This is a genomic window from Ruegeria sp. BC2, assembly GCF_056539245.1.
This window is the reverse complement of record NZ_JBQFUQ010000001.1, coordinates 415,801-434,385: the sequence shown is the minus strand read 5'-3', so window position 1 is coordinate 434,385 and position 18,585 is coordinate 415,801. Positions and strand designations below refer to the sequence as shown.

The 18,585-nt window shown below is 61.7% G+C and carries 19 protein-coding genes; 8 read left to right on the top strand and 11 right to left on the bottom strand.

Features of this window, described 5'->3' with window-relative positions:
* The first annotated feature begins 24 nt into the window (after positions 1–24).
* On the top strand, positions 25–462 hold the full coding sequence (locus tag ACR0CU_RS02130) for a DMT family transporter (protein WP_170444857.1): 438 nt from the start codon (positions 25–27) through the stop codon (positions 460–462).
* Here the strand turns inward: ACR0CU_RS02130 and ACR0CU_RS02125 are convergent.
* From ACR0CU_RS02125 to ACR0CU_RS02115, 3 genes are all read right to left on the bottom strand, one after another.
* Positions 446–1,132 (bottom strand): ABC transporter ATP-binding protein, encoded by a 687-nt coding sequence (locus ACR0CU_RS02125; RefSeq protein WP_170444853.1) that lies wholly within the window; start codon positions 1,130–1,132, stop codon positions 446–448. The genes ACR0CU_RS02130 and ACR0CU_RS02125 overlap by 17 nt on opposite strands.
* On the bottom strand, positions 1,125–2,411 hold the full coding sequence (locus tag ACR0CU_RS02120) for a lipoprotein-releasing ABC transporter permease subunit (RefSeq protein ID WP_480642364.1): 1,287 nt from the start codon (positions 2,409–2,411) through the stop codon (positions 1,125–1,127). The genes ACR0CU_RS02125 and ACR0CU_RS02120 overlap by 8 nt, the downstream gene beginning before the upstream one ends.
* A gap of 81 nt (positions 2,412–2,492) precedes the next feature.
* On the bottom strand, positions 2,493–3,497 hold the full coding sequence (locus tag ACR0CU_RS02115; protein ID WP_480642968.1) for a DUF6492 family protein: 1,005 nt from the start codon (positions 3,495–3,497) through the stop codon (positions 2,493–2,495).
* Positions 3,498–3,809: 312 nt separating this feature from the next.
* Here ACR0CU_RS02115 and ACR0CU_RS02110 point away from each other — a divergent pair, with 312 nt between their 5' ends.
* Positions 3,810–4,169: a hypothetical protein gene (locus ACR0CU_RS02110; protein ID WP_170340824.1), complete on the top strand. Its 360-nt coding sequence runs from the start codon at positions 3,810–3,812 to the stop codon at positions 4,167–4,169.
* On the opposite strand, the gene ACR0CU_RS02105 is transcribed toward ACR0CU_RS02110, so the two are convergent.
* Both ACR0CU_RS02105 and proS read right to left on the bottom strand, forming a co-directional pair.
* Complete coding sequence (locus ACR0CU_RS02105; protein ID WP_480642362.1) at positions 4,166–5,059, bottom strand: glycosyltransferase family 2 protein; 894 nt, start codon at positions 5,057–5,059, stop codon at positions 4,166–4,168. The genes ACR0CU_RS02110 and ACR0CU_RS02105 overlap by 4 nt on opposite strands.
* The gene (proS, locus tag ACR0CU_RS02100) at positions 5,043–6,383 is read right to left on the bottom strand and encodes a proline--tRNA ligase (RefSeq protein ID WP_170585661.1); all 1,341 of its coding nucleotides are present in this window, start codon (positions 6,381–6,383) and stop codon (positions 5,043–5,045) included. The genes ACR0CU_RS02105 and proS overlap by 17 nt, the downstream gene beginning before the upstream one ends.
* A 165-nt stretch (positions 6,384–6,548) precedes the next feature.
* Here proS and ACR0CU_RS02095 point away from each other — a divergent pair, with 165 nt between their 5' ends.
* The 5 genes from ACR0CU_RS02095 to ACR0CU_RS02075 all read left to right on the top strand — a co-directional run bounded on the left by ACR0CU_RS02095 (position 6,549) and on the right by ACR0CU_RS02075 (position 12,329).
* Positions 6,549–7,913, top strand: a complete 1,365-nt coding sequence (locus ACR0CU_RS02095) for an FAD-dependent oxidoreductase (protein WP_170525194.1) — start codon at positions 6,549–6,551, stop codon at positions 7,911–7,913.
* Positions 7,913–8,887 (top strand): isopenicillin N synthase family dioxygenase, encoded by a 975-nt coding sequence (locus ACR0CU_RS02090; RefSeq protein WP_480642360.1) that lies wholly within the window; start codon positions 7,913–7,915, stop codon positions 8,885–8,887. Before ACR0CU_RS02095 ends, ACR0CU_RS02090 begins: the two co-directional genes overlap by 1 nt.
* A gap of 87 nt (positions 8,888–8,974) precedes the next feature.
* Complete coding sequence (locus ACR0CU_RS02085; protein WP_170340814.1) at positions 8,975–10,048, top strand: AI-2E family transporter; 1,074 nt, start codon at positions 8,975–8,977, stop codon at positions 10,046–10,048.
* Positions 10,049–10,738, top strand: coding sequence for an HdaA/DnaA family protein (locus ACR0CU_RS02080; RefSeq protein WP_170364620.1), 690 nt, complete (start codon positions 10,049–10,051; stop codon positions 10,736–10,738).
* A 49-nt stretch (positions 10,739–10,787) separates the two neighbouring features.
* Positions 10,788–12,329 (top strand): Ppx/GppA family phosphatase, encoded by a 1,542-nt coding sequence (locus ACR0CU_RS02075; protein WP_170444834.1) that lies wholly within the window; start codon positions 10,788–10,790, stop codon positions 12,327–12,329.
* A gap of 9 nt (positions 12,330–12,338) precedes the next feature.
* Here the strand turns inward: ACR0CU_RS02075 and ACR0CU_RS02070 are convergent, their stop codons facing one another.
* From ACR0CU_RS02070 to scpA, 6 genes are all read right to left on the bottom strand, one after another.
* Entirely contained in the window at positions 12,339–12,710 is a 372-nt protein-coding gene (locus tag ACR0CU_RS02070; protein WP_170444831.1) for a hypothetical protein, read from the bottom strand.
* Between the two features lie 39 nt (positions 12,711–12,749).
* Positions 12,750–13,763, bottom strand: coding sequence for an endonuclease/exonuclease/phosphatase family protein (locus ACR0CU_RS02065; protein WP_170364626.1), 1,014 nt, complete (start codon positions 13,761–13,763; stop codon positions 12,750–12,752).
* A gap of 4 nt (positions 13,764–13,767) precedes the next feature.
* Entirely contained in the window at positions 13,768–14,448 is a 681-nt protein-coding gene (locus ACR0CU_RS02060; protein WP_170444828.1) for a molecular chaperone DjiA, read from the bottom strand.
* A gap of 45 nt (positions 14,449–14,493) precedes the next feature.
* Positions 14,494–14,982, bottom strand: coding sequence for a GNAT family N-acetyltransferase (locus ACR0CU_RS02055; protein WP_170340801.1), 489 nt, complete (start codon positions 14,980–14,982; stop codon positions 14,494–14,496).
* Complete coding sequence (locus ACR0CU_RS02050; protein WP_170444825.1) at positions 14,979–15,581, bottom strand: VOC family protein; 603 nt, start codon at positions 15,579–15,581, stop codon at positions 14,979–14,981. The genes ACR0CU_RS02055 and ACR0CU_RS02050 overlap by 4 nt, the downstream gene beginning before the upstream one ends.
* A 158-nt stretch (positions 15,582–15,739) precedes the next feature.
* Positions 15,740–17,905, bottom strand: coding sequence for a methylmalonyl-CoA mutase (scpA, locus tag ACR0CU_RS02045; RefSeq protein ID WP_367647526.1), 2,166 nt, complete (start codon positions 17,903–17,905; stop codon positions 15,740–15,742).
* A gap of 144 nt (positions 17,906–18,049) precedes the next feature.
* On the opposite strand from scpA, the gene ACR0CU_RS02040 reads away from it, so the two are divergent.
* Positions 18,050–18,496, top strand: coding sequence for a DUF4174 domain-containing protein (locus ACR0CU_RS02040; RefSeq protein ID WP_480642356.1), 447 nt, complete (start codon positions 18,050–18,052; stop codon positions 18,494–18,496).
* Positions 18,497–18,585: the final 89 nt, after the last annotated feature.

Below are 18,585 nucleotides of genomic sequence, written 5' to 3'. Positions count from 1 at the left end.
GAAATCGGCTAAGGGGTCCGGGCCATGACACATTATGCAGCCATCATGCTCGCCGCCGGGATCGGAGTTCCGATTCTCGCCGCGCTGAATGCGGCGCTCGGAAAACTGATCGGCTCGCCCACCACCGCTGCGGTCATCCTGTTTGCCGTGGCGTTTGGGTCTTCGGCGCTGGTGATGCTGCTGTTCCCCGGAACACAAGCTTTGGCAAAGGTTGCGCAGACCCCGAAACATCTGCTGTTGGGTGGGGTTCTGATTGCCTTCTACGTGCTATCCATTACCCACGTCGCACCGCATTTCGGCGTCGGCAACGCGGTGTTCTTCGTGCTGTTGGGCCAGTTGGTCAGCACCGCGGCCATCGACCATTTCGGCCTTTTCGGCGCGCAGGTCACGCCGCTGACCCTGATGCGCGCCGGCGGGATCGCGGTGATGGCCGTGGGCGTGGCGATCACTCAGCTGGCCTGAGCACACCCCCGTCCAGCCGCAGCATCCGGTCCATCCGCGCCGCCAGGTCAAAGTTGTGCGTGGCAATCAACGCCGACAGGCCGGACTCGCGCACCAGATCCATCAGCGCGGCAAAGACCTGATCCGAGGTACCCGGGTCCAGATTCCCTGTTGGCTCGTCCGCCAGCAGGACACGCGGTTCATTGGCCAGAGCCCGGCAGAAAGCCACCCGCTGCTGCTCGCCCCCCGACAGGGCCGCCGGGCGGTGGTCGGCACGGTCGGCGACGCCGACACGTCCCAGCAGATCCATCGCGCGGGCCTTGGCCGCCCTCTCGGACACCCCGTTGGCCAATTGCGGAAGCACGACGTTTTCCAGCGCGGTGAACTCCGGCAGCAGGTGATGAAACTGATAGACAAAACCTACATCCCGCCGCCGCATCGCGGTGCGGGTACGGTCGCCCATGCCGGTCGCGTCCTGCCCGCCGATTTCGACCGTCCCTGAATCCGGCGCATCCAGAAGACCGGCGATATGCAGAAGGGTCGACTTGCCCGCACCCGAAGGCGCCACAAGCGCCACCGCCTCGCCCGCCCGCAGCTCCAGATCGGCGCCGCGCAGCACCTGCACCTCGGCGGGCGTGCCTTTCAGATAGGTCTTGGTCAGGCCGGTCAGACGCAAGGTGACATCATTCATAGCGCAGCGCCTCGACCGGGTTCAGCCGCGCCGCACGGCGGGCCGGGAAATAAGTCACGAAGAAGGATAGGCCCAGCGACAGCCCAACCGCCTTGAGCACGTCCGACAAGTGCAGCTCGGCCGGCAGGGCATAGATGCCGCGGATCGCCGGATCCCAAACGCCGCCGCCCATCACGTAGTTCACGAAAGAGAAGATCGGATCGATATAGAGCGCGAACAGGCAGCCCAGGATGACGCCCATCGCGGTGCCTATGATCCCGGTGAAGGCGCCACAGATGAAGAACACCCGCAGCACCGAACCCTCGCTCAGCCCGATAGTGCGCAGGATGCCGATGTCGCGGCCCTTGTTTTTCACCAGCATGATCAGCCCCGAGACGATGTTCATTGCGGCGATCAGCACGAGGATCGACAGGATGATGAACATCACGTTGTCCTCGACCTCGAGCGCGCGCAGAAAACCGCCTGAGGCATCCTGCCATGTCCAGATCTGCGAGCGTTCTCCCGCCGCCTCGAGGATCGGGATCAGGATGGGGTTCAGGTCCTCGGGGCGGTCGACCATCACTTCGATCTCGTCGGCGACGCCCTCGCGATTGAAAAAGCTCTGCGCTTCGGAAAACGGCATGTAGACGCGGGTGCGGTCGATGTCATAGCGCCCGGCCGAAAACACGTAGACGACCTCATAGGCATTCACGCGGGGCGACGTGCCAAAGGCGGTCTTGACCCCGTTGGGCGAGGTCAGCTTGACCCGATCCCCCACCGTTGCACCGATGGCGCGGGCCACGCCCGAACCGATGGCGATCCCCTCCTCGAACCGGGACAGGTCGCCGTAAGCCTGATCGCTTTCGGCAATACCGGGCAGGCTGTAGAGATCGTCAGGGCGGATACCGAACACCTCGACCCCGCTGCTGCGATCGCGGTTGGTGATCAGGACCTGCCCCTTGACCAGCGGCGCAGCGCGTTGAACGCCCGGCACCCGCGCGATGCGCTCGGCCATGGCGTCGAAATCAACTATGGTGCGATCAACCTGCCCTTGCGCGTCCAGTTCGCCGGCCGAGTAGACTGTTACATGAGCGTTGGCCCCAAGAATGGTGCCCACGAATTCGGACCGGAACCCTGACCGGACCGCCAGCGTGGCGATCAGCGCGAACACGGCCAGCGTGATCCCGATCAACGAGATCCAGGTCATCACGCTTACACCGCCTTCGGCACGCCGGGCGCGCAGATAGCGCCAAGCGATCTTCCATTCGAATGCGGCAAAGGGAGGGGGTGTTCTGGCCATTCCTGCTCCGGCAAATCTGTGATGGGGACATTTTCGGGATTTGGCTGGATGGTCAAGCCGGTTCTGGATGTACGCGCCCGTTCAACCGGCCAGCGACGCAGTTGCACTCAGCACGGACTGGGTCGTCTCACGATCACTGATCCCCCGACGCGCCAAGGCATCGAACAAACGATCTTGGGTTTCAGGCGTCAGCATGGAAACCGCCCGGTTGTGTAGACCAAGGCTCAACAGTTCCGGTTCGTCGATCCTGGCGATCAGGTCTTCCAGCTTCTGTTGCGAATAGGTCGGCCAAAGCCCCAGCGCGGTGCTGGGTGCGTCCTCGAACCACGGGCGCAAAGCCAGATCCGACCGGAGACAAAACGCATTCAGCAGCATGAATTCCGAGGGTCTCCGGCGCGATCCGAAGAGCGACTGCACCGAACCGTAGCGTTCGTTGATCTCGTCCAACATCTCCAGAACCAACGACCTACGCACCGGGAACGGCGTCGAAAACGTCGTGGTCTTCAAAGCCTCGATATCCGGAACGGTGACCTGCAAAGCGTCCAGGCTCTGCTGCAGCCAGTTGCGGTGAAAGTCGCTGTTGACCGAAATGAACGGAAGCCGGGCGGCTCCGCCATCCGAAAAGAACTCTGACTCAGTGAAAGTCCGCAGAAACAGGTTTTTGGTGTCCAGGATAACCATCTGCTCCGCCTCGGCGATCCGTGCGGCACCCAGCTTGAGCACCTGCTGCGCGCGGTATCCGTTGTTGCCGCGCCAGCCCCCCTTTCGCACGAAAGGGATACGGTGCCGTCCTTCAATCAGAAGCCGGTCGCCCAGTGAACGCCAGGCGCATTGACCTGCCCCAAGCAGAAGGTCATCGCCCCCGACGACCCGAACCTTGGATTGCAAAGGACCGTAGGCCGCCAATATGGGCTCGATACGCGCCCGCAATGCGGTTTCGTCGACGTCATTCAGGACAACATGGATGGATGCAACCTTGGCCGGATCAGCAAATCGCGCAAAAGAACGCGCCTGCAACTCGAGCAGCGGGTAATCCTTGGAATACACTATCGTGGCAAAACTCAGCACGGTCGGGTTGCCTTTCATAATCACTTGGCGCCGCTGTATCAGCTTCTCGACCGGCCGCCAAATCCGCTTTGCCGTGTTGGCGCAGAATCAGCCATCGGGCGCAAATTCCAGCAGCGGATGATTTTCGAAAGACGATTATACCGCTGGTTGTGAAGCCCATCACAGACAGGCCCTTATTGTTTCAGGTATGAAGTCAATGTGAGGTTCAGACATTAAACTGAACTTGAAATGCAACATTTTCACAGCAACTTTGTTTCGCATTTTGCTTCTTTTAAGAAATTTTGGCACCCTGATTGTGGGGGAATACATTTTAAAGAGCGGGGGTCGCTCATGAATATTGAAAAGGAAATTGAACAGGTTGGTGCGCCAGCCACGACGATCACTTCTCAGGACATGGATTGCGAAACCGCAGCGTTGCTGCGGGCCGTCATCCGACCGCTGTTTGCCGGTGCGGCCAGTTGGGCCAGTCTAGCCGACACGCTGCGCGAAAAAGGCTATCGCCTGGCATTCCAAAGCGGGCGCATGTGCCTGATGGACCGCGCGACCGGCAAACGGCTTTGCGGGTTGCGGTTCCTGGACATCGAATTGAAGGATCTGGTCCGGCGTATGGGCCGCCCCGTCGTAGTCGCCCGAGGTGACAGGGCGGATGGGGAACTACTTCGCGCGCGTCCGGCGACGGGCGGGTCCTAGTACCGCCGCCAGAACTGGACGGACCTGCGTAGAGACTTGGCAAGGCCGTGTTTGGCGGCCCGCCGGATCGGCAGTGGCGTTTCCGGGCGCCTCAGCACCTCGATGAGCAGGTTTGCCGGCATATGCCCGCGGCGATAGAACTCCGCGAAATCATCCAGATCCAATCCTTGTGCCGCACGATAATCGGCAAAGAACCGTTGCCAGACTCGGGCATAGTCCTGCCCCGTCGCTTGCTGGTCGCTGGTCTCGCCCCGGTCCCAGAACAATGAAATCGGCTCATCCATCCTTTCGCCGCGATAGCCCCCGGCAACCAGTCGCAGCATCAGGTCGTAGTCCGCGGCGATGCGAAACTGTGTGTCGTGTCCCCCCAATTCCTGAAAAACATCTCGTCTCAAAAAAACAGAATTATGGCAAAACGGCATACGCTGGAGGATGGCTTTGACCGACATCCGTTTTTCCATCTTTTCCCCGCCGTCAGCGGACCGGTGCAGGGTTGACCCAAAAAGATAGTCGGGGTGGGTCGCGGTCAATCGCTCGGCCGCCCGGTTCAGAACATCATCCGCTGCCAATGAGTCGTCGGAATTGAGGAACAGCACGTATTCGCCGCGTGCGGCTTTGACGCCGCGATTCATCGCGTCGTACAGGCCTTGGTCCGGTTCACTGATCAGCCGCGTGCGCGGAGCGTCGGCGATCAAATCCTGAATGAATTTGACCGTCCCGTCCGTCGATGCTCCGTCCTGAATAATGTGCTCGGAACGGTCGCAATTCTGCCGCGCCATGCAATCGATGACGCGGCGAAATGTGTCCTGGCGCCCTTGGGACATCAGGTTCCAAGTCGCCGTGATCACCGAGATCAGCGGCGCGTCACCGGTTTCAGACGGTGCGCTCATAGATCTCGGCAATGCGGGTTACGGCGGCCTCGGGGCTCAGTTCTTCGCTTTCGCCGGTGCGGCGGCTGGTCAACTCGACCACTCCGTTCTTCAACCCGCGCGGGCCGACGGTGATGCGCCAGGGCAGGCCGATTAGATCCATCGTGGCGAACTTGCCCCCTGCCCGCTCGTTGCGGTCGTCATAGAGCGGCTCGAGCCCCAGCGCGGTCAGCGCCTTGTAGATCTTGTCGCAGGCCGCGTCGGCCTCGTCATCGCCCTGTTTCAGGTTGACGATGCCGCAGTGGAACGGCGTCACACCCTCGGGCCAGATGATGCCCTTGTCGTCGTGGCTGGCCTCGATAATCGCACCGATCAGGCGGCTGACGCCGATGCCGTGGCTGCCCATGTGCACCGGAACCTGCTTGCCGTCGGGGCCTTGCACCGTGGCGCCCATCGGCTCGGAATACTTGGTGCCGAAATAGAAGATCTGCCCAACCTCGATGCCACGCGCGCTGCGGCGGCGTTCCTCGGGCACCTGCTGGAACAGGGCCTCGTCATGGGTTTCGTCCGTGCGGGCATAGAGCGAGGTGAACTCCTCCATGATCGCCTGGCACTGGGCCTTGTCGTCATAGTCGATGTCGCGCTCGCCCAGACGGATATCAGTAACCGCGCTGTCATAGAACACCTCGGATTCGCCGGTATCGGCCAACACCAGAAATTCATGCGTGTCGTCACCGCCGATCGGGCCGCTGTCCGCGCGCATCGGGATCGCCTGCAGCCCCATGCGTTCATAGGTGCGCAGATAGCTGACCAGGTGGCGGTTGTAGGCGTGCAGCGCGTCTTCTTTCGTCAGGTCGAAATTGTAGCCGTCCTTCATGTAAAATTCGCGGCCGCGCATCACGCCGAAACGGGGGCGGATCTCGTCGCGGAACTTCCACTGGATCTGGTACAGGGTCAGCGGCAGGTCCTTGTAGCTGCTGACGTGACCGCGGAAGATGTCGGTGACCAGTTCCTCGGCGGTGGGGGTATAGAGCATATCGCGGCCGTGGCGGTCCTGCATACGCAGCATTTCCTGACCGTAATCATCATAACGCCCGGATTCCCGCCACAGATCGGCGGATTGCAGGATCGGCATCTGGATCGGAATGTGCCCGGCGCGGATCTGTTCCTCGTGCACAATGTTTTCCAGCTTGCGCAGCACCTTGAAACCCAGCGGCAGCCACGAATAGATCCCGGCGGCAGCCTGCTTGATCATCCCGGCGCGCAGCATCAGCCGGTGGCTGACGATCTGGGCCTCGGACGGGTTTTCCTTGAGTACGGGCAGAAAGTAACGGCTGAGGCGCATGTTTTTACCTTGCAGGTGAGAATTCCACGGCCACGTGATTATGCGAAAGCCCCGCCGGGGGCAATCGGGCAATGGCGGATTTGCGACCTCAGGTCAGTCGGAATTTTGATTGACCCGCCAATCAGGTCTCGAAACAGTGGGAAAACTTCTGAAGACGAGGCCCCGATGCAGACCATCCGCGAACCCGCCCGAGACATCCCCGTGGTGCACAAGACTGACGTATTGGTGGTGGGCTCTGGCCCGGCAGGGCTGGCCGCGGCGCTTGCTGCCGCGCGCGCCGGGGCCGAGGTCGCTCTGCTGGACCGTTTCGGCTGCATGGGCGGCAATATCACCGCTGTCGGGGTCGAGGGCTTTGCCTGGTACCGGCACGACAAGACCATCGAGGCCGGCGGCATCGGATGGGAGTTCGAGCAACGCGCCAAGGAGATGGGCGCGGCGGTCCCGGAAAGCCAATCGCTGAGCTATGAGTTGGACAGCGAGGGTTTCAAGCTGGTGGCCGACCGGTTGGTGGAAGAGGCCGCTGTCCGCCCGATGCTGCATCGCCAGTTCGTGGCCCCGATCATGGACGGCGACCGGATCACTGGTGTGATCACCGAGTCGAAGGCGGGGCGCGAGGCAATCCTTGCCCGCATCGTGATCGACGCCACGGGTGATGCCGACGTGGCCCACCGTGCCGGCGCACCGACCCGCAAGACCGAGCCGGAACAGATGATGGCGGCCTCGGTCATGTTCCACTTGGCCGGGGTCGACAAGCGCGCCTTCATGGATGGCGTAAAGGCCGACCCGCAGACCTACAAGGACTGGGGCGGCGGCGGTGAATGGAACATCGAGACCAGCGGCAAAGAGGACGACATGTTCTCGCCCTTCGTCTACAAGCCGTTCCAGCAGGCCATCGACCAAGGCCTCATTCCGGCGCACCTGAACACAATCGCGGGCACCTGGGGTGCAATGCATGACACGGGCGAGCTGACCTATATGAACCTGATCCACCTGGCCGGGATCGACGGGACGGACCCGGACAGCCTGACCAGGGGCGAGATCGAGGGCCGCCGCCAGACCATGCTGGCGATTGACGCTCTGCGTCGGTTCATGCCCGGATGCGAAAACGCACGGCTGCGCAACTTCGGCATGACCATCGGCATCCGTGACACCCGCAAGATCGACGCGGTCTACAACATGACCGAGGACGATGTGCGCCATCAGGGCCGGTTCGAGGACACGATCGGCATCTACCCCGAGTTCATCGACGGTTTCGGCATCCTGATCCTGCCCACCACCGGGCGCTACATGCAGGTACCCTACCGCTCGATGCTGCCCAAGGGGGTGCGCGGGCTGCTGGTGGCTGGCCGGTCTCACGGGGCCGACCGCATCGCCCACGCGGCGACACGCAACATGGCCTGCTGCGCGGTGATGGGCCAAGGGGCCGGCATCGCGGCCGCCATCGCACTGAAAAGCAATCAAGAGCTGTCCGAATTGAACCTGACCCCGGTTCATTCCGAATTGGACAGACAAGGCGTGAGGATCCACTGATGGAACGCATCCCGACGATCGACATTGCGCCTTTGATGCAGGAGGCCCATCCTGACCACGGAAACATCGTCCAGCAGGTTATGGATGCGTGCACCGGGATAGGTTTCCTTTCGATCACCGGCACCGGCATCCCGCCAGAGCTGGTCGAGCGGGTCCGGGTTTGCGTTCGCGCAATCTTCGACGTGGACGAAGCCAGCAAATGGCAGCAGGCGATCACCCGCGAGAACTATCGCGGATATATCCCGATGGGGTTCTTCACCCCCAATGACGGGTCGGGACATGCGGACAAGTATGAGGGCTACAAGTTGCACCACGAAGTGGCCGAGGATGCGCCCATCCGCCGGGTTTGCGCGCTTTACGGACCCAACCTCTGGCCCGCAGAGGTACCGGATGCGCAGGGCATCATCCTTGAATACTGGGCGCGATTGGATCAGGTGGCCGACAGCTTGCTGGGCGCGTTGGAGGCCGGGCTGGAACTGCCTGCGGGCAGCCTGCGGAATGCGTTCCGCGACCCGTTGACCAACATGACTTTGCTGCACTACCCGCCGCAGGACCCGGAAGATGGCGGCTATGGCATCCACCCCCACAAGGACACTGACGCGTTGACCATCATCGCCCCTGACCCGGTGGGTGGGCTGGAGGTCCAGACGCGGGGCGGCGGCTGGATCACTCCCGACTGCCCAACCGGTGGGTTTGTCGTCAACATCGGGGACATGCTCGAGCTCTGGTCCGGTGGCCGCCTGAAATCGACCCCGCACCGCGTGGTCAACCGATCGGGAAAGGAGCGCTACTCTTTTCCCTATTTCGCGGTACCACGGCACGACGTGGTGGTTTCTCCGCTGCTGCCGCCGCTGCCGGGATTTGACCGCCCGTCCGTACATTGCGGTCACTGGTCCGCCGAGATCTGGCGCACCAACTGGTCCGACGAGACCGCCGCCGAAGACACGCCGGAACTGGGCACTCTGCACGACTGAGACACAAAAACACTGATCCATGAACCGCTTGCATCGCGGGCCTTCATCAGCCAAGAACAAGGGCAACGACGCAGTCAGGAGGCCGCGATGGCGTTGCCGGTTCGGGATCAATTCAGATATTGGGGCATCGCCGCTGCGATATTCATATTGCTGTTGTGGCTGCTGGGCGACGTTCTGCTGCCATTCGTGATCGGCGGCGCAGTGGCCTATTTCCTGGATCCCGTAGCCGATCGGCTGGAGAACATGGGGCTTTCGCGCGCGGCTGCGACGGCGATCATTACCGTCTTCAGCATTCTTGCCTTTGCCTTGATGATCCTGATGGTGGTTCCGGCCCTGATCACTCAGCTGATCGATCTGGTGGACGTACTGCCCAGCCTGTTCCAGGAATTGCGAGCCTTCGTCGAGCGGCAATTCCCGTCGCTGCTGGACCGGGAATCGAACACCCACCAGTTCCTTCTATCAATGGGCGATACGCTGAAGGGCAAAACAGGCGACATCCTCGAAACGGTCATGGCCTCGGTCGGGTCAGCGGTGAACATCGTGGTCCTTCTGGTGATTGTGCCCGTGGTGGCCGTCTACCTTTTGCTGGACTGGGACCGGATGATCGCCCGGATCAACGATCTGCTGCCCCGGGACCATGCGCCGACGATCCGCAAGCTGGCGGCCGATATTGACGCTGTGCTTGCCTCGTTCGTGCGCGGCATGGGTACGGTTTGCCTTATCCTGGGCACCTACTACGCCGTTGCCTTGATGATCGTCGGCCTTCAATTCGGCCTGGTGGTCGGTTTCATCGCCGGGTTGGTCACCTTCATTCCCTATCTGGGCGCATTGATCGGCGGTACGCTGGCCATTGGCCTGGCGCTGTTCCAATTCTGGGGTGACTGGGCCTCGATCGGTCTGGTGGCCGGGATATTCGCCATCGGCCAAGTCGTCGAAGGCAATTTCCTGACGCCCAAACTGGTTGGTGACTCGGTTGGCCTTCACCCGGTCTGGTTGCTTCTGGCCTTGTCCGTTTTTGGCGCGCTGTTCGGGTTCGTCGGCATGCTGATCGCCGTTCCAGTCGCTGCGGCCTTGGGCGTGCTTGCACGTTTCGGAACTTCGCAATATCTGACAAGCCGCCTGTACACGGGGCGTGATGAGCTGGATCCGGAAAGCGAGTGAATGGCCAAACAGCTGAGCTTTGATCTTCCGGCGATGACCGCGCTGGGGCGCGAGGATTTTTTCGTATCCCCTGCGAATGCGCTGGCCGTCGCAATGATCTCGGCCAATTCTTGGCCGGGCAACAAGCTGGTCCTGAGCGGCCCCGCCGGATCAGGTAAAACCCATCTTGCGCATGTCTGGGCCGCCGAGACAGGCGGGCGTATCGTGCAGGCCGCTGATCTGAAACACGAAGATGTTCCCGCACTTGCGCAAAGTCCCGTGGCGGTCGAGGACATCCCGATGATCGCCGGGGATATAGACCAGCAGAAAACCCTGTTTCACCTCCACAATCTGGTTCTGGCCGAGGGGCATGCCCTGCTGATGACCGGGCGCCTTGCCCCCAAATACTGGGAACTGCCGCTGGCAGACCTGCAAAGCCGGGTGGAAGGTGCCCATCATGTGGCGCTTGATCCGCCCGATGATGCCTTGCTGTGCGCGGTTCTGGCCAAGCTGTTCGTCGACCGACAGTTGAACCCGGGGCCGGACGTCATCGCCTACCTCGTCAAGCACATGGATCGCCGGTTTGAAACCGCAGCCGACGTGGTGGCCCAACTGGATCAGGTCGCCTTGGCCGAAAAGCGCGAGATCACACGGACCTTGGCCGTGCGCGTTCTGAACAACGAAATCGACACGGCGGTTTCCGGTGATTGACCCGTGGGGTCCGATTTCGCATCCTGCGCGAGGCAACGTTGGGGAGATCATGGAACAGAGCGCTGCAAGGATCCCGGACTGGGGACCATTCGGAAAACCGCTGTTCGACCATCCGGGAATCCGCGATCTCTCGCGCGTTGGCGTGGTGGATGTCGGGTCGAACTCGGTCCGGATGGTTATCTTTGACGGCGCGGCCCGGTCTCCCGCATATTTCTACAACGAAAAAGTCATGTGCGAGCTTGGCGCCGGGCTGTCGGAAACCGGCAGGCTGAACCCGCGCGGTCGCGTACGTGCGCTGGCGGCGCTGCGGCGCTTTGAGCACCTGTCCCGCGATCTTGGCCTTCCCGGACTGCACGTTGTGGCCACCGCCGCAGTGCGCGAGGCGGAAGACGGTCCGGAGTTCTGTCAGGAGGTTCTGGCCGAGACAGGGCTGCATATCTCGGTCATCGACGGCGAGGAAGAGGCCCGATTGTCGGCACAGGGTGTCCTGCTGGGCTGGCCCGGCGCCTACGGCCTGATCTGCGACATCGGTGGTTCGTCCATGGAGCTGGCAGAGATCGGCGGCGGATCGGTCGGACGGTGCGTGTCCTCGTCGCTGGGGCCGCTCAAACTCCGGGATATCAAGGGCGGACGCCGCGCCCGCAAAGCCCACATCAAGGAAACACTCGAGGCGCTTCGTGACCAGATGGGGCCGCAGCGCGACCGACTGTTCCTGGTCGGCGGAAGCTGGCGAGCCTTTGCAAGGTTGGACATGCTGCGCCGCGGATATCCGCTGAACGTGCTGCACGAATACCGCATGACCACCAAGCAGGTGCGCGAAACGATCAAATACATCGAAAAGGGCGACCACGAACACCTGCGCTCTCAGGCTGGGGTCTCAAGCTCGCGGATGGCCCTGATTCCGTATGCCATGGACGTGCTGTCGCGGCTGATCCGCACCTTCAAACCCAAAGACATCGCAATATCCAGCTATGGTATCCGCGAGGGCCTGCTGTATGAGCAGATGCCGCAGATTCTGCGGGATTGCGACCCGTTGATCGAGGCCTGCCGGTTCTCGGAGCAAAAGGACGCTCGGCTGCCCGGTTTCGGGCCGCATCTTTATGATTTCGTGATGCCGCTGTTCCGGTCCGCCCCTCCTGCCCGAGTTCGGCTGATCAAGGCGGCCTGCCTGTTGCACGATGTCAGCTGGCGCGCCCACCCCGATTATCGGGCCGAGGTCTGTTTCGACAATGTGACTCGCGCCAACCTGGGCGGCCTGAAACACTCGGAACGTGTCTTCATCGGACTTGCCCTGCAGCATCGTTACCGGAACAAGCGAGAGGGCAACCGCTTCGCCCCTCTGTACGAACTGCTGGACGAGCGCGACCAGAAGCAGGCCGAGATTCTGGGAAAGGCCATGCGTTTCGGCGCAATGCTGTGGATGCAGAACGACGCGGCCACTGGCAAGCTGCGGTTCTACCCCAAGAAGCGCGAACTGGAGTTTTACCTGCCCAAGTCGCTCAGCCCTTTGTTCAACGAAGTGGCCGAGGCAAGATTCGAGTCACTGGCGAACGCGCTCAAATCACGCCCGATAGTCAAAATGCAGGGCTGATCCGGACGATCAGATATCGGTTGCACCTTCGTCGTCCTCCTTGGGAGCAACCTCATCGGGCTGGTCGGGGGCGTCCGGTTTCCTGCGGATGATAATGTCGCCATTGGGCAGCATTTCGGGCGCCTCATAGGCGCTCCAGTCCTTGACCTTGCCGCCGATCTCGGCAAGGGCCGGGCCCATCTCCTCAACAAAGGACTGCATGGCCGGGCCGAATTGCTCGGCAAGCCCCAGAAGATCCTCGAGCGCGGGCTCCATTTCCTTTCGCAGGCCTTCGAAGAACAGCTCGGCCCCCTGCTCCATCAGGGACTTACCGCCTTCGTCCTGGGCCGCGGCCGGCGCGGCAAAAAGGGCCGTGGCACCTATCAGCATCAATCGTTTCATGACCTGAAATATAAGGGGCGGGAACAGTTGTTGAAAGGGTCAGATGTCGATGTCCAGCGTCACCGGAAAATGATCTGAGGCCGTGACCAAGGCATCGCGCAACTCTGGCACCGTCCAGCAGTGTTCGTCCCGGAACGGGTGCCAGATGCGCCAGACCGGATTGCGGACCCTCAGATCCTCGCTGATCATGATGTAGTCCAACAAAGCCTCAAGATATTGGCCTTCCTTCGGGCGGGCAAAGCGCGCGGTCGATGGGATCCACCCCGGCCGAGGTCGAAGCGCCTGTGCGGGATGCGGATCGTACAGGCCGGTTTCCAGAAGGATTTCCACCGATGACCGCCCGAAAAGATGTTCGAATTCATCCAATCCCGGCCCGTCATTCAAATCGCCCAGCAAGATCACCGGTTCAGCAGCGGCTATGTGCGCGCGCACCCGACGCGACAGCCACACAGCCTGCGCCAACTGCTTGCGGCGGTTGGCGATAGAGATGCGCAAGGCTTCGTCGCGCGATTGGGCACCGTGCGGTGCCTTGGACTTCAGATGTGCACCGATCAACCGGAACTCGAACCCGGCCCGGGTTCGGACCGCCAGTTCCATGGGTGGTTTTGAAAACCGCACCAGATCCTCGGTCGCGTCAATGTCCAGATCGATCCGAAACTCGCGGTCAAAGCGTGGGAGATCGTCGGGATCGTGGCCGCCATCTTGCACTCCTTTCGGGTCGTGCCGGGCGGTCAGGGCCTCGGGATCATACAAGAGGGCCAGTTCTTGATGCGTATCGTTGGCGAAACCCATGATCGCATTGGATGTACGCAGATCGAACGTCTCGGCGAAATGCTGCAAGGCGCGCACCGTGTTTTGCGATTTGCCCGTATTCGGCGCCTCGACGATCAGCATGGCGTCGGCGTCGACGGCCGTCAGCACCGTCGCAATGGCCTCGATCTGCTGTGCCTTGGTGACATTGTGCCGGCCCGACCAGCTGTCATCGACAACCAGTTCATCATTGCGGTCGAACAAATTGGCGAACCATTCAATGTTGTAGGTCGCCAGACGCATCGTCTCAGACCCGCGCGCCGTTGATTTCATCCCAGGCGCGGTTGATGTCGATCATCTTTTTTTCGGCAAGGCGAATTGCTTCTTCGGGAACACCACGGGCCATCATCGCATCTGGATGTGTGTCACGCACGAGCCTGCGCCAGATTTTTTGGATCTCGGGTAGTGGAGTGTCAGGGGTCACGCCCAGAACGGTGTAGGGATCCTTGGGCGCATCTGGAACGAAGCGCGCACGCAGGGCTTTGAACTGTGCATCGGTCTGGCCAAAAATCCGCGCCACATCCTCCAGAAACTCGTTCTCGTTGGGGTGATAGAACCCGTCCGCCATGGCGATGTGAAACAGCCCCTCCATGAGGTCGCACAGGGTGGTGCTGTCTTCGGCGAACATGCGCGCGATCTTGCGTGCGTATTCCTGATACCCGGCCACATCCGTCCGGGCCATGTTGAACACGCGCGCCGCGCCGGCCTCTTCCTCCGGCGGAATACGAAACACCTCGCGAAAAGCGGTCACCTCGTCGCGGGTCACCTGCCCGTCCGCCTTGGCCATCTTTGCGCCCAAGGCGATCACAGCAATCGCGAAGGCCACCGAACGTTCGGGCGGCGTGCGTAGCTTCTCAAAAACGGCCGTCAGGCTTTCACCTTTGGCAAGCGCGCTCAGCGCCTCGGATATGCGGGACCAGATCGACATGAGCGCACACTAGCGCGCCGAGTACGGACTGTCAGGTGCGACCATTCATTCCGGGGCCAGAATTTTCTGCATCAGCACAAGATCCAGCCAACGCCCCCATTTATGACCAACTTCCGGCATTCGGCCGACCGCCTCAAAACCGACCGCCGCATGAAAGGAAATCGCGCCCGGGTTCTCGGCCGAGATTCCAGCGACCAGAACATGCACGCCTTGCGATCGCGCCACCTCCTCCAAGGCTCGGATCAGCGCGCGACCCGCGCCCCGCCCCCGGCCTTCAGGAGCCAGCAGGATGGTGTGTTCCCGGCTGTGCGCATATCCGGGACCCGAGCGAAAACGGCCATAAGTCGCATATCCCGCGACACGGCCGTCAAGCTCGGCAACTTGGAACGCCAGCCCTCGCTCGTCGATATCGCGCGCGATTTCTTCGTGGCTTCGCTCGGTCGTGGTAAACGTGATCAGCGTCTCGCGGATGATCGAATTGGTGATCTCCGCAATTTCAGCCGCATCCCGGGGCAGAGCCGGGCGAATGATCATTCCAGTACCCGCGGTCCGTGCGGCGTTTCAAATTCAGCCCGCAGAGCTGCAGGTCCGGAATCAAAAACAACCTTGTCGAGCGGACCGAGCAATTGCGCCAAATCCAGCGCGTCCGGGTGATAGACCACCAGCCGCCGCAGGTGGCAGCCACTGGCCCGCAGCATGCCAGCCGGATGCAAGTCACCTTGCCATTGAATCAAGGCGGGAAACAGGTTGTCGAACGGCAAACGCCCCGATCCCGGCACCGCCATCTTCCACCGCAAGGCACCACGATCAAGGTCATGGATATCGCCTATGTCGATTGAGAATCCATCGACATAGGCCTGCAGATCCGAAACCTGACAGACCCAGTTGCTGAGCCGCGGCGGCCCCGAGAAACGATCAAGATCAAACCAACGTGGCCGCCCAGGATCGGCAGCTTCCGGGTCAATCGCGATCGCTTCAAGATACAGGCCCTCGTCCAGCCCAAGAAGCTTGTTGTAGGTGCCGAATTTTCCATGTTTGCCACCGGGCATCATCGGAATACCCAAGGCCTGCTCTACATGCGCGACCGCCTCGTCCAAAGTCGACGCGGCCACCGCCAGATGATCAAGCTCCATTATTGCGCCTCCAGCGTCCAAAACCGACCTCATGCCATCGGATACCATGAAAAGTCCGACTTGGGCACTTCATCTGACACCAAACATCCCAGCGGTTGAATGCCCGAGGCCGCAGGCATCGCGCACAAGGGGGCAGAAAGCCCCCCCATAGTCACAGATCAGGCGCGCGCCTCGCGGATCAGGCGCAGAATGTCCTGCGCCGCCTCGGGGATGTTGGTCCCCGGCCCGAAGATGGCCTTGACCCCGTGATCATACAAGAACTGATAATCCTGCTGGGGGATGACGCCACCACAAATCACGATGATATCCTCGGCGCCCGCCTTCTTCAGTTCTTCCACCAATTGCGGTGCCAGCGTCTTGTGGCCCGCCGCCTGGCTGGAAATGCCAACCACATGCACGTCATTGTCGATCGCGTCCTGCGCGGCTTCGGCCGGGGTCTGGAACAGCGGACCGACGTCCACGTCGAAACCGATATCGGCGAACGCGGTGGCGATCACCTTGGCTCCGCGGTCGTGACCGTCCTGGCCCATCTTGACCACCAGAAGACGCGGGCGGCGGCCCTCTTCCTCGGCAAATTCCTCGATCGATTTCTGGATGGCGGCAAAGCCCTCGTCACCTTCGTAAGCTGCGCCATAGACACCAGCCAGCGTTTTCACTTCGGCCCGATGACGGCCGAATTCCTTTTCCATTGCCATGCTGATCTCTCCTACGGTTGCGCGGGCACGCGCGGCCTCGACGGCGGCTTCCAGCAAGTTGCCCCCCTCTTTCGCGCGCCGGGTCAGTTCGTCCAACGCAGCCTGACAGGCGGCCTCGTCCCGGGTCGTGCGGATGCGTTCCAGCCGAGCGATCTGCGCCTCGCGGACGGCCTGGTTGTCGACCTCGAGGATCTCGATCGGGTCTTCCTTTTCCTTGCGGTATTTGTTGACGCCGACGATTACTTCTTCGCCACGGTCGATCATGGCCTGACGGCGCGCGGCGCTTTCCTCGATCCGCAGCTTGGGCATGCCGCTGGCAACCGCCTTGGTCATGCCGCCCATCTCCTCGACCTCTTCCATCAGGTCCCAGGCTTTTTCGACCAGCTCATTGGTCAGGCTTTCCACATAGTAGGAGCCGGCCAACGGATCGACCACATCGGTAACGCCGGTTTCTTCCTGCAACACCAACTGTGTATTCCGCGCAATGCGGGCCGAGAAATCGGTAGGCAGAGCAATCGCTTCGTCCAGCGCGTTGGTATGCAGCGACTGTGTGCCACCCAACACCGCGCTCATCGCCTCATATGCGGTGCGGATCACGTTGTTGTACGGGTCTTGCTCCTGCAGCGAAACGCCCGAGGTCTGGCAATGGGTGCGCAGCATCTTCGAGCGGTCCGACTTGGCCCCGAATTCGGTCATCACCCGGTGCCACAGAGTACGCGCGGCGCGCAGCTTGGCGATCTCCATGAAAAAGTTCATGCCGATGGCAAAGAAGAACGACAGACGGCCAGCGAACTTGTCCACGTCCATTCCCGCGTCGATGGCTGCGCGCACATATTCGCGCCCATCGGCCAGGGTATAGGCCAGCTCCTGCACCAGGTTCGCCCCGGCCTCCTGCATGTGGTAGCCCGAGATCGAGATCGAGTTGAACTTGGGCATCTCGTTCGAGGTGTACTCGATGATGTCCGAGATGATCCGCATCGAGGGCTCGGGCGGGTAGATATAGGTGTTGCGGACCATGAACTCTTTCAGAATGTCATTCTGAATGGTGCCCGCCAGAACCGACTTGTCATGGCCCTGCTCTTCGCCGGTGACGATGAAATTGGCCAGGATCGGGATCACCGCGCCGTTCATCGTCATCGAAACCGAGACCTGATCCAGCGGAATGCCATCGAACAGGACCTTCATGTCCTCGACGCTGTCGATGGCAACACCGGCCTTGCCCACATCACCCACCACGCGCGGGTGGTCGCTGTCGTAGCCGCGGTGCGTGGCCAGATCAAACGCGACCGAAACGCCCTGCTGACCGGCCGCGAGGTTGCGGCGGTAGAACGCATTCGATTCTTCCGCCGTGGAAAAACCCGCATATTGGCGGATGGTCCACGGACGCCCGGCATACATGGTTGCCTTCACACCGCGTGTGAACGGCCCGAAGCCTGGCAGCGACCCGATATGCGGCAGGTTCTCGATGTCGTCCTGCGTATACAGCGGCTTGACCTCGATCCCCTCCAGCGTCGTCTTGGTGAGGTCTTCGACAGGGCGCCCACGCAACTCCTTTTCGGCCAGGGCGCGCCAATCCTTCGTGTCGGTCATAGCGTAATCCTCTTGTCTGTTCCCGTCGCGGGCCCGAATGGCGCGCCGAGGGGCTGGGTATGAATAAGGAGGGGCCGACCCGGCGCACGGCAGGTTCGATCATTCAATTTTTTGATCGTCGCACGCTTTTCGCCGGTCGCATTCGCGGCAACTGGGTCTATATTCAATGGAACAGGAGACCACATGACCCGCACGCTTGCCCTTGTTTTGTCAGCTTTTTTGCCTGTGACTGCCGTCGCCGCCGACGGTGCGGCCCCGGATGAAACCGCGTATATCCGGCCAGCCGGAGACAGCGATCTGAACGAGTTTCTGTGGACACACCGCCCCATAGTGGTGTTCGCCGATACGCCGGCCGATCCCCGGTTCCAGCAGCAGATCGACATGTTGCTGGAGGGCGAAGACATGATGCGTGACCGGGATGTCATCGTGCTGACCGACACCGACCCTTCGGCGCGATCCCCGATCCGGACGCAACTGCGCCCGCGCGGGTTCGCGATGGTCTTCGTCGACAAGGACGGGGTGGTGAAACTGCGCAAACCCACGCCGTGGAGCGTGCGCGAGATCAGCCGGTCCATCGACAAGACCCCCCTGCGCGAGCGCGAAGTCCGCGAGCGGCGCGAGGCGCGCTGACGACCCAGACCCGCCCGGCGCAAGGGGTCTGCCACGCCCGCCCCATCCGCACCGACGGCGCAGATGGCGGCCAAACGGGCAAAACCCAC

What these genes read in the sequence shown, in the direction of transcription:
- ACR0CU_RS02130 (WP_170444857.1), top strand. Translation starts at nt 25, where the DNA reads ATGACACATTATGCAGCCATCATGCTCGCCGCCGGGATCGGAGTTCCG.
- ACR0CU_RS02125 (WP_170444853.1), bottom strand. Translation starts at nt 1,132, where the DNA reads ATGAATGATGTCACCTTGCGTCTGACCGGCCTGACCAAGACCTATCTG.
- ACR0CU_RS02120 (WP_480642364.1), bottom strand. Translation starts at nt 2,411, where the DNA reads ATGGCCAGAACACCCCCTCCCTTTGCCGCATTCGAATGGAAGATCGCT.
- ACR0CU_RS02115 (WP_480642968.1), bottom strand. Translation starts at nt 3,497, where the DNA reads ATGAAAGGCAACCCGACCGTGCTGAGTTTTGCCACGATAGTGTATTCC.
- ACR0CU_RS02110 (WP_170340824.1), top strand. Translation starts at nt 3,810, where the DNA reads ATGAATATTGAAAAGGAAATTGAACAGGTTGGTGCGCCAGCCACGACG.
- ACR0CU_RS02105 (WP_480642362.1), bottom strand. Translation starts at nt 5,059, where the DNA reads ATGAGCGCACCGTCTGAAACCGGTGACGCGCCGCTGATCTCGGTGATC.
- proS (WP_170585661.1), bottom strand. Translation starts at nt 6,383, where the DNA reads ATGCGCCTCAGCCGTTACTTTCTGCCCGTACTCAAGGAAAACCCGTCC.
- ACR0CU_RS02095 (WP_170525194.1), top strand. Translation starts at nt 6,549, where the DNA reads ATGCAGACCATCCGCGAACCCGCCCGAGACATCCCCGTGGTGCACAAG.
- ACR0CU_RS02090 (WP_480642360.1), top strand. Translation starts at nt 7,913, where the DNA reads ATGGAACGCATCCCGACGATCGACATTGCGCCTTTGATGCAGGAGGCC.
- ACR0CU_RS02085 (WP_170340814.1), top strand. Translation starts at nt 8,975, where the DNA reads ATGGCGTTGCCGGTTCGGGATCAATTCAGATATTGGGGCATCGCCGCT.
- ACR0CU_RS02080 (WP_170364620.1), top strand. Translation starts at nt 10,049, where the DNA reads ATGGCCAAACAGCTGAGCTTTGATCTTCCGGCGATGACCGCGCTGGGG.
- ACR0CU_RS02075 (WP_170444834.1), top strand. Translation starts at nt 10,788, where the DNA reads ATGGAACAGAGCGCTGCAAGGATCCCGGACTGGGGACCATTCGGAAAA.
- ACR0CU_RS02070 (WP_170444831.1), bottom strand. Translation starts at nt 12,710, where the DNA reads ATGAAACGATTGATGCTGATAGGTGCCACGGCCCTTTTTGCCGCGCCG.
- ACR0CU_RS02065 (WP_170364626.1), bottom strand. Translation starts at nt 13,763, where the DNA reads ATGCGTCTGGCGACCTACAACATTGAATGGTTCGCCAATTTGTTCGAC.
- ACR0CU_RS02060 (WP_170444828.1), bottom strand. Translation starts at nt 14,448, where the DNA reads ATGTCGATCTGGTCCCGCATATCCGAGGCGCTGAGCGCGCTTGCCAAA.
- ACR0CU_RS02055 (WP_170340801.1), bottom strand. Translation starts at nt 14,982, where the DNA reads ATGATCATTCGCCCGGCTCTGCCCCGGGATGCGGCTGAAATTGCGGAG.
- ACR0CU_RS02050 (WP_170444825.1), bottom strand. Translation starts at nt 15,581, where the DNA reads ATGGAGCTTGATCATCTGGCGGTGGCCGCGTCGACTTTGGACGAGGCG.
- ACR0CU_RS02040 (WP_480642356.1), top strand. Translation starts at nt 18,050, where the DNA reads ATGACCCGCACGCTTGCCCTTGTTTTGTCAGCTTTTTTGCCTGTGACT.